This is a genomic window from Bacillus sp. MSP13, assembly GCF_000815295.1.
GTDB lineage: Bacteria > Bacillota > Bacilli > Bacillales > Bacillaceae > Bacillus > Bacillus vallismortis.
The window spans coordinates 317512-324271 of record NZ_JXAQ01000010.1; the positions used below are offsets into that span (position 1 = coordinate 317512).

The 6760-nt window shown below is 45.9% G+C and carries 8 protein-coding genes and 2 pseudogenes; 3 read left to right on the plus strand and 7 right to left on the minus strand.

Features of this window, described 5'->3' with window-relative positions; translation table 11 throughout:
• Nucleotides 1–25: 25 nt before the first annotated feature.
• Complete coding sequence (locus SC79_RS12230) at nucleotides 26–907, minus strand: LysR family transcriptional regulator (protein WP_039075269.1); 882 nt, start codon at nucleotides 905–907, stop codon at nucleotides 26–28.
• Between the two features lie 122 nt (nucleotides 908–1029).
• Here SC79_RS12230 and SC79_RS12235 point away from each other — a divergent pair, with 122 nt between their 5' ends.
• Nucleotides 1030–1575 (plus strand): flavodoxin family protein, encoded by a 546-nt coding sequence (locus tag SC79_RS12235; protein ID WP_039075270.1) that lies wholly within the window; start codon nucleotides 1030–1032, stop codon nucleotides 1573–1575.
• Nucleotides 1572–1794, plus strand: a pseudogene (locus SC79_RS21320) (hypothetical protein). The gene SC79_RS12235 and the pseudogene SC79_RS21320 overlap by 4 nt, the downstream one beginning before the upstream one ends.
• Before the next feature lie 26 nt (nucleotides 1795–1820).
• Here the strand turns inward: SC79_RS21320 and SC79_RS12245 are convergent.
• Genes SC79_RS12245 through chrS form a run of 3 tightly spaced genes read right to left on the minus strand, consistent with a single transcriptional unit; the run spans nucleotide 1821 to nucleotide 3438 of the window.
• The gene (locus tag SC79_RS12245) at nucleotides 1821–2357 is read right to left on the minus strand and encodes a chromate transporter (RefSeq protein WP_039075272.1); all 537 of its coding nucleotides are present in this window, start codon (nucleotides 2355–2357) and stop codon (nucleotides 1821–1823) included.
• Nucleotides 2354–2947, minus strand: a complete 594-nt coding sequence (chrB, locus tag SC79_RS12250; RefSeq protein ID WP_039075273.1) for a chromate efflux transporter subunit ChrB — start codon at nucleotides 2945–2947, stop codon at nucleotides 2354–2356. Before chrB ends, SC79_RS12245 begins: the two co-directional genes overlap by 4 nt.
• A gap of 14 nt (nucleotides 2948–2961) precedes the next feature.
• Nucleotides 2962–3438, minus strand: a complete 477-nt coding sequence (gene chrS, locus SC79_RS12255; protein ID WP_010328843.1) for a chromate efflux transcriptional regulator ChrS — start codon at nucleotides 3436–3438, stop codon at nucleotides 2962–2964.
• Nucleotides 3439–3651: 213 nt separating this feature from the next.
• On the opposite strand from chrS, the gene ggt reads away from it, so the two are divergent.
• The gene (gene ggt, locus SC79_RS12260; RefSeq protein WP_039075274.1) at nucleotides 3652–5229 is read left to right on the plus strand and encodes a gamma-glutamyltransferase; all 1578 of its coding nucleotides are present in this window, start codon (nucleotides 3652–3654) and stop codon (nucleotides 5227–5229) included.
• 4 nt (nucleotides 5230–5233) lie between these two features.
• Here ggt and SC79_RS12265 read toward each other — a convergent pair whose 3' ends face one another.
• The 3 genes and pseudogenes from SC79_RS12265 to SC79_RS21325 form a co-directional block, all read right to left on the minus strand.
• Nucleotides 5234–5578, minus strand: coding sequence for a DUF4181 domain-containing protein (locus tag SC79_RS12265; protein WP_039075275.1), 345 nt, complete (start codon nucleotides 5576–5578; stop codon nucleotides 5234–5236).
• A gap of 156 nt (nucleotides 5579–5734) precedes the next feature.
• Entirely contained in the window at nucleotides 5735–6352 is a 618-nt protein-coding gene (locus SC79_RS12270; protein ID WP_039075276.1) for a flavin reductase family protein, read from the minus strand.
• A gap of 167 nt (nucleotides 6353–6519) precedes the next feature.
• Nucleotides 6520–6760 (minus strand): annotated as a pseudogene (locus SC79_RS21325) (spore coat protein CotG); the annotation flags it as partial.

The window sequence follows — 6760 nt, forward strand, 5'->3', positions numbered from 1 at the left end:
TGCGACCCATAGGCCGCAAGTTTTTTTATTTAAATGTTTTCCGCGTCAAATCGATAAAAGCCTTTAATGGCGCAGACATCCACTTGTCCTTATGCCATGCTAATTGAGTGAAAACGGGGCAATCGCTCTGCCAATTGAGTTCTTTCATCCGGCCTGCTGCAATATCATCTTTTACTGTCATTTCAGGCAAGATTCCGATTCCAAGTCCGGCCATGACGCATTGTTTGATGGCTTCTATGCTGACGAATTCCAGTTTGTTAGGGTAGACACCGGAGTTATGTAAAGTGTTCTCAAAGAGCGTGCGGTACGAGCAGCCGTCCTCTGTCAGCAGAAGAGTTTCGTTTTGAAGATCCTTCAATGTTATTGGTGAATCCACAGGAAAAAGATGGTCGTTAGCAGCCACCATTTTGATCTCATCCTGAATCAAAGATTCCACGTGCAATGTGTCGTCCGGCCTGTTTACATCCAAGATGAAGGTAAAATCAAGCTGGCCCTGTATGAGCTGTTCTTTCGCTTGTTCATTGGAGATATATGGTTTGAATATGAGCTTTACTTGTGGAAAAGCGAGCTTAAATTCTTTTATGATAGGCGGAAGGCGGTATGTGCACTGGCTTTCCGTCGCCCCGATTTTTAAAGTGCCTGTTGTTTCTTTTACTTGATTTGCGGCCATTTTTGCTTCTTCTGTTAATGTAATGATCTTCTCCGCATAGGACTTGAATGTTTTACCGGCTTCTGTCAAGACGAGCCGCTTGCCGAGCCGCTCGAATAAAGGAGTCCCGATTTCTTCTTCAAGTGATTTGATCTGGGAGGTAACGCTTGATTGCGCATAATTAAGCATCTTGGCGGTAAGGGTGAAGTTTACCTGTTCTGCCGCTGTAATAAAGGTGATCAACTGCTTCAATTCCACCTGTTCTCTTCCTTTCTAAATCGGTTTTATCGATTGAATTCATCGAAATAATCATCTGTATTGATTGATGAATCCATTATATGATGAAGAAAATCATTCGTAAACAAAGGAGCAGATGCATCATGAAAATTGCGGTTATTAACGGCGGAACTCGGCCTGGCGGGAATACGGATATTCTTGTGGAGAAAATTGTTCAAGGATTCGACGCGGAACACATTTATTTGCGTCAATATCATATTCTTCCAATGGAAGATTTGCGGCATGCTGAAGGCGGCTTCTGCCCGGTTCAAGATGACTACGATTCAATCATTGAGCGGGCATTGCCATGCGATATTCTTGTATTCGCTACCCCCATTTATTGGTTCGGTATGTCAGGAACGTTAAAGCTATTTATTGATCGCTGGTCTCAGACATTGAGAGATCCCCGATTTCCTGATTTTCAACAACAAATGTCGATGAAGCAGGCATATGTGGCGGCAGTGGGCGGAGACAGCCCTAAAATAAAGGGGCTACCGTTGATTCAGCAATTTGCGCATATTTTTGCATTCATGGGGATGCCTTTTAAAGGCTATATATTGGGAGAAGGCAATCGTCCCGGCGATCTTCTTCATGATCATCAGGCGCTGTCCGCTGCGAGCCGATTATTGAAAAGAAATGATACGATATGAAGTTTCTGTTATCAATCATTGCTGGCGCTGATGCTGGCATTCTTTTTCATTTGGATAGCGCCGCCTGCTGATTGGGTTCAAATTGAAACCACTAATTCGTATCAGACTAAGAAATCTGTGAGGATGGCAGGGGCTACGCTGCAAATCAAGCACATCAAGAAGAATGATGCAGGCGAAGAAACAGTGATCATATCGCACGGCATTTCGGGACCAAAATAAAAAAGCACCTGTCCGGGTGCTTTTCTTTACAAATGAGGGATCACAAGGCCGCCATACAAAAATGCCGCGATAATCAGAAATGCGGGATGCATCTTGAATTTGGTCATGGCAAGGAGGGAAATCCCTGCAATCACTCCCGATTGGATCCAGCCGATAGCTTGAATGCCATCAGCGCCGAGTTGCCAAGTAAGAATGAGCATCATGACCGCGATGACAGGCTGGACGGATAGCGTCATGCCCTTGATGACGGGTGATTGGCGGAAGCGCTGAATGATGCGCAGCAGGACGATCAAAGCGAGCGCCGACGGTACGACGGTTGCGATCAGGGCAACCAGAAAGCCCGGCCATCCGCCGGCGCTGTACCCGACATAGGCGGCGATTTTGGTTGCGATCGGGCCCGGCAATGCGTTCGCAAGCGCGAGCATATTAGAGAATTGCTCGTTTGAGAGCCAGCTGTATCTGTTGACAACTTCTTCAAACATCAGCGGGATAGACGCGGGTCCGCCTCCGTATCCGAGCAGGTTTGCGATTAAAAACGCCATAAATAAATAAATCATGGTCATGAGGCTGACATTCCTTTATCTTTTGAATGTTTATTTGTCATTTTGTCTTTCAATTTAAAATGAAACGCTCCGTACGCTAAGAATATGATAATGACAAGGCCGGGATTGATCTGTAGCGTTTGCAGGCCGATAAAAGCGATAATGAAAAATAGGATACCGGTGACCCAGCCGAAACCTTTAAGCGCTTTTTGGCCAAACTCGTACGCCATAATGCCAAGCATTACCGCGATGACTGGTGTTACGGCACCTATCATGCCGGCAACAACGGCTGAATGGCTTAAGACATTTACAGCCGCAAACAGGCCCACCATCGCAAGACATGTTGGCAGAATGTGGGCGAGTGTCGCCACGATTGCACCTAACGTGCCTTTCAGCTTGAAGCCAAGATACGCAGCCATTTTTGTGGCAATCGGTCCGGGAAGCGCATTCGCAATCGCTAATATTTCTCCGAATTCGTCATCATCAATCCATTTATATTTATTGACCGCTTCATGGCGGATCAGCGGAATCACAGAAGGTCCGCCGCCGAACCCTAAAATTCCGGTGCGTACCATTGCGGCCGTCATATCCCGATAAGGATGGTTTTTCATTCGTTTCTCTCCTTTTACAGCTTCATTCCCATGCGGCTTTTGTATCGTTTGATCAGCATCTGGCAATCAACGCTGACGACGCCTCGCAGCGGATACAGCCGTTTTGTTAAAAACTCTTCCATTTCTTGATCGTTGGCAAAGATCCCGTGCATATGCAGCTTGCTCGGTCCTGTCATGTGATAAAGGCTGGTGACCGCGGGCTCTTCCTCAAGCTTGAGAGCGACCTCTTCTAAAAACTGGGGCTCGACCTCGACATTGAAAAACACGGATACATGGTTGCCGATTTTAGCAGGGTTAATGACAGCGGTGAATTTTTCAATAACACCGGCTTCGATTAACTGGTTGATGCGAGACTGTACGGCGACTCGTGATAAATCAACTCTTTTGCCAAGATCCGTATAAGATATCCTGCCTTCCTCGTGCAAAATGGTGAGAATTTGTTTGTCGATCTCATCAAGAACAAGGTTGGGGATTTGATATTCATGACTCAATTGCTCCACCTGCTTTCGTTGCCTTTTAGCCTTCATTTTATCACAAAAGTTACGTTTCGAATGAAAAATTTTTCATTTGTTTTCAAAGTGAATAAAAAATCGCCTTTTTGTTTTCGAAAAGGAAAAAGTTCGTCAGTTTTTCTGCCGGATTTGTAGATGCGGAATATCAGGCTCTCTATACTGAAGAAAATTTCTTCAAAAAGGGGACTTGTGATGAACAAATCTGTCATCGGTACAAAGCAAATGGTCGTCAGCCCGCATTATCTTGCTTCTCAAGCTGGAAACCGCATTTTGGATAAGGGAGGAAATGCGTTTGATGCCGCTGTTGCTGTGAGTGCTTGTCTGGCAGTTGTGTACCCGCATATGACAGGGCTTGGCGGGGATTCCTTTTGGCTGGCCTTTCATCAGAGAACAAAGAAGGTGAGAGTTTACAATGGAAGCGGCCGTTCGGGAAAAAATGTGACGAGAGCTGTATATAAAGGGAAAAAGGTAATCCCGCCGCGGGGAATTGACAGTGCCATTACAGTGCCGGGGATGGTTGATAGCTGGGATGCGGTACTGAAGGAGTACGGACGTATGTCGCTTGCGGAGGTGCTGGAGCCTGCACACGGCTATGCCCAACATGGTTTTCCAGTATCAGCTGATCAGTGCCGTCACACAGAAACAAATCTTGAACTGCTGGCCTCCACGCCTTATACGGCCGACATCTTCACAAGAAGCGGCAGAGCGCCTGTCCCGGGAGAGCGGTTTGTGCAAAAAGAACTTGCAGACAGTTTGAACATGATTGCTGAAAAAGGAAGAAGCGCGTTTTATGAAGGAGACATCGCTCAGCGAATTGTCTCGTATTTACAGCATAATGGCAGCTGCATGTCACTCGATGATTTTAAAGCGCACCAAGGCGAGTGGGCTGAGCCTGTATCAAGTGATTACAGAGGGTACAGGGTGTATCAGGCACCGCCGAACTCGCAGGGATTTACCGGTTTACTGACGCTGAACATTTTGGAAAACTATGATTTCCGTCACATTGAGCACGGCTCTTTTGAGTATTATCATGTGCTTGTGGAGGCGTTGAAAAAGAGCTTTATAGATCGGAATGCCGTCCTGACTGATCCGGCGTTTGCTGACATCCCGATTGAAAGGCTTTTGGACAAAACATATGCGAAACAATTGGCTGATGAAATCGGTTATCTGGCGGAACCGGCGGAAAGCAGGCCGGTTGGAAGCGACACGGCATATGCGGCCGTCATCGATGCGGATGGCAACGCAGTGTCATTCATTCAAAGCTTGTACTTTGAATTTGGCTCGGCAGTCACTGCTGGCGATACAGGCATATTACTGCAAAACCGAGGGTCATTTTTCTCATTGGATCCAAATCATGTCAATACGCTTGAACCGAGAAAGCGCAGCTTCCATACACTGATGCCGGCTATGGCCTGCAAAGACGGAAAACCGAAAATCCTGTACGGCACACAAGGCGGCGAGGGCCAGCCGCAAACCCAGACAGCCATCATTACAAGAATGCTGGACTACGGAATGCATCCGCAGCAGGCAATCAGTGAACCGCGCTGGGTATGGGGAAGAACGTGGGGAGAGGAATATGAAGGTCTTAGAGTCGAGAGCAGGTTCACAAAGGATACCATTGAAAGGCTGAAAGACAGGGGACATCTCGTGGAGGTTGTCGGTGACTATGATCCATTGATGGGACACGCTGCGGCGATCAAAGTGGATGAGGAAGGCTTCCTCCAAGGCGGAGCCGACCCGCGGGGAGACGGAGCGGCTGTGGGGGTTTGAGGTGCTAGATGAAAATACAAATATAAATGAAAATGATGAGAGATAAAAAAGTACTAAATAAGTAGTGTACGTATTGTTTTTCTTCACGCTCATATTTCCATTCCATAAATGTACGTAAACCATTTATCACGAATAGAAAGAAAACAAGTATCATCTCTGGCGGAAAGCGTAATAAAGAAAAACCTAATAAAATGAGCAAAATGACTTCCAGCAGTCCTTGTGTGCTATTCACAGGTTTATACCACCAAGACGGTTTAGAGATGCCTAGTTTTTTTCGGGCATAGACATAAAAAACAGTATTGATAAAAACCGCGGCCAGTATCACAATCAAAAAATGAGTGCCTGACATATAAATCCCTCCTAATCTATCTGTATATACGGCGGAAAGAGGAAAAACGTTTCATAAAAGAACACCCGATGTTCACCGGGTGTTCTTTTTATAGGCAACATTTTATGATCTCAAGGTCTTTTTAACTAGTTTCTTCTATTTAAATAGTCCTTTTGTTCAGCTGGGGCGAATGAGCGTAAATTCTTCGCCGAGCTTCGCATAGTGATTGCCTGCTAATCTTGAGGCGGGTTTTAATTCGTCAGTCATAACATATCCTTTTTCTGCATTATACACCTTTTCATCGAGGTGGAAACAGACGACTCTGCCGATGAGCAGATCCGCTGTGGTGACGCCTTGGTCATTGTCGAACGTCATATGCCGCTCTAGCGTGCATTCAAAGCGAATGCGGGCTTCCTTAATGCCGGGAACCGAAACAGCTTTGCTTTCGACAGAGTGAAGCGAGGTGCATGTGAGTTCGCTTTCGTCCGGCCCTAAGCTTGCCGCCGTTTCATTGATGTCTTCAATGATGGCTTCATCACTGACATGAACGACAAATTCTCCGTTCTCCACCGCGTTTCGAGCTGTATCTTTTTGGCGTCCTCCCGCCCGGTTAACAGAAATGCTGAGAAGCGGAGGATCTGAGCTGACAACGTTATAAAAACTAAAAGGCGCGGCATTTACCGCTCCGCTTGAAGAAAGTGTGGTTACAAAGGCAATAGGGCGGGGGATGACGGCACCTGACAATAGCTTGTATGTGTCTTTGGTACTTAGCTGATCAGCTTGAAATATGTACATAGCAACAACCGCCTTTATCGTTAGAATACCTTGATTATAACGGAATGGTCTCAAGGAAACCAAATGCTGGGTGGTTGCATATGTTATGTCATGACATATATCTAATAGAGGGAAATGAAAAATAGGCTCCGTACGTCTGCCGGCAGCCTATGGATTGATAAACATATTTATTTGTATTTCTTTTTGACTACCCAGCAATTGCCGTCTTTCCAGAACTCTTTTTTGCTGTGAAAATCATCGTCTTTTTTGTGGCGATAGTGGTGGTGCGGTTTTTTGTAGTGCTTTTTGTGAGATTTTTTATCTGGATAATATGGTTTGTTGTGTGACCGGTATGACTTTTTGCAGCTGCGAGATCTTCTCTTGTGAGAACAGTACGATTTTTTATGACTGCGAGATTTTTTGTGGGAG

Excerpts from the sequence above, each read along its gene's own strand:
- SC79_RS12245 (WP_039075272.1), bottom strand. The coding sequence starts at position 2,357 with ATGACCATGATTTATTTATTTATGGCGTTTTTAATCGCAAACCTGCTC.
- SC79_RS12235 (WP_039075270.1), top strand. The coding sequence starts at position 1,030 with ATGAAAATTGCGGTTATTAACGGCGGAACTCGGCCTGGCGGGAATACG.
- ggt (WP_039075274.1), top strand. The coding sequence starts at position 3,652 with ATGAACAAATCTGTCATCGGTACAAAGCAAATGGTCGTCAGCCCGCAT.
- SC79_RS12270 (WP_039075276.1), bottom strand. The coding sequence starts at position 6,352 with ATGTACATATTTCAAGCTGATCAGCTAAGTACCAAAGACACATACAAG.
- SC79_RS12265 (WP_039075275.1), bottom strand. The coding sequence starts at position 5,578 with ATGTCAGGCACTCATTTTTTGATTGTGATACTGGCCGCGGTTTTTATC.
- chrB (WP_039075273.1), bottom strand. The coding sequence starts at position 2,947 with ATGAAAAACCATCCTTATCGGGATATGACGGCCGCAATGGTACGCACC.